Source organism: Paenibacillus sp. Marseille-Q9583, assembly GCF_976954365.1.
The window spans coordinates 1-1,412 of sequence record NZ_CDRJTB010000154.1 but is presented as its reverse complement, the minus strand read 5'-3'; the positions used below and the strand labels follow the sequence as shown (position 1 = coordinate 1,412).

Here is a 1,412-nt window from a genome sequence, read left to right as displayed (position 1 = left end):
GCTTGCGCTGCATGAATGGCTAACGGGACACTATAGCTCAATAACACCAGGACGAAGCTGCCGACATGAATTGGCAGCTTCGTTGTGCTAACGGGCAGGCTAGCGTAAACAAAATGATCAAAAGTATTAACCATACGTAGTTAATTACATTTCGGATTAGCGCAATGATTTTCGGCAGCTTCGTTTGGTTAACGGGGGTAGTTTAAGTAAATGTAAATATTTACTTGCGAACTAATGTTCGGTATAATAAACTTGATTCCATTACAAAAAGGAGATGTTGGATATGTATAAACACATTAAAGATTTTGCCGCAACTTGGCAGAATGAAACGGAAGCAACAATGCGGACACTGGAGATGCTGACCGACGAGTCTCTTGGCCAACAGATAACAAGCGATCATAGAACGCTTGGACGTGTTGCATGGCACCTTGTACAGACGTTGCACGAAATGCCATCTCGGACGGGACTGTCTTTCGAAGGACCGAGCGAAGATATGCCGGTGCCAGCTTCTGCAGCAGACATCGCGTCAATCTATAAGAGGACCTCACAAGCGCTCCTTGATGCTATACAGTCCAGTTGGAAAGATGAGAATCTGCTTATCATGAGCGATATGTATGGTGATCAATGGCCAAACGGCTTAATGCTGGATATTCTCGTAAAGCATGAGATTCATCATCGTGGTCAGATGACAGTCCTGATGCGTCAGGCAGGCCTTCGTGTGCCGGATCTTTACGGCCCGACAAAAGAGCAGTGGGCCGAGTACGGAGCGCTACCTCCAGTAATTTAGAGTAAGATTATATCCGCATTTGGCCGTTTGGCTATAGTGGGATTTATAAGTATTTTATCTCATAGGATTGAAAGTGGTGGCTTGAATCATAGACAAGAGGATACCATCGGACTAAAACTGTTAATTCTATTGAACTAACGGGGAACGTTAGTGGAATAGCGGTTGCTTCGGCAGCCGTTTTTTATTTGTTCAACTAACGTGCAGTAGAGCGTGGTGTTGCCTAGTTGAACTATTAGGCAGTTAAATGCGGTATTATATGGTACGATTATCCATAAGAGATGAGGTGCCTTTATCAAGAAGAAATATGCTTTCCTAATAGTTTCCATATTGTTATTTGTGATGGCTTATACAAAACCAAGTAGTCAAGATTATGATAATTACCTCCATAAGGTTCACGGTCTTAAATTTGACAGTTCTGAAAGCTCAAATTGCTTTCATACTATTAATGACTTGAAATCATCAAGTCTCACACATCAGATTATTTTTATGACAGCAGAAACACAAATTTTTGGAGAGGCAGATAATAAAATACGAGTAGTAGGTATTTTCAATCATTTTTTTGTAATAGAAAATCGTCTTCATCCTAAATCAGATAATAACAATAATATCGAAGTTCCGTTAAGCT

At 40.9% G+C, this 1,412-nt stretch carries 1 protein-coding gene; it reads left to right on the top strand.

The genetic code is table 11. From position 1 onward, the window contains the following. Positions 1 to 283 precede the first annotated feature (283 nt). Entirely contained in the window at positions 284 to 787 is a 504-nt protein-coding gene (locus ACWNM1_RS30540; protein WP_449603930.1) for a DinB family protein, read from the top strand. Positions 788 to 1,412: the final 625 nt, after the last annotated feature.

What these genes read in the sequence shown, in the direction of transcription:
- ACWNM1_RS30540 (WP_449603930.1), top strand. Translation starts at nt 284, where the DNA reads ATGTATAAACACATTAAAGATTTTGCCGCAACTTGGCAGAATGAAACG.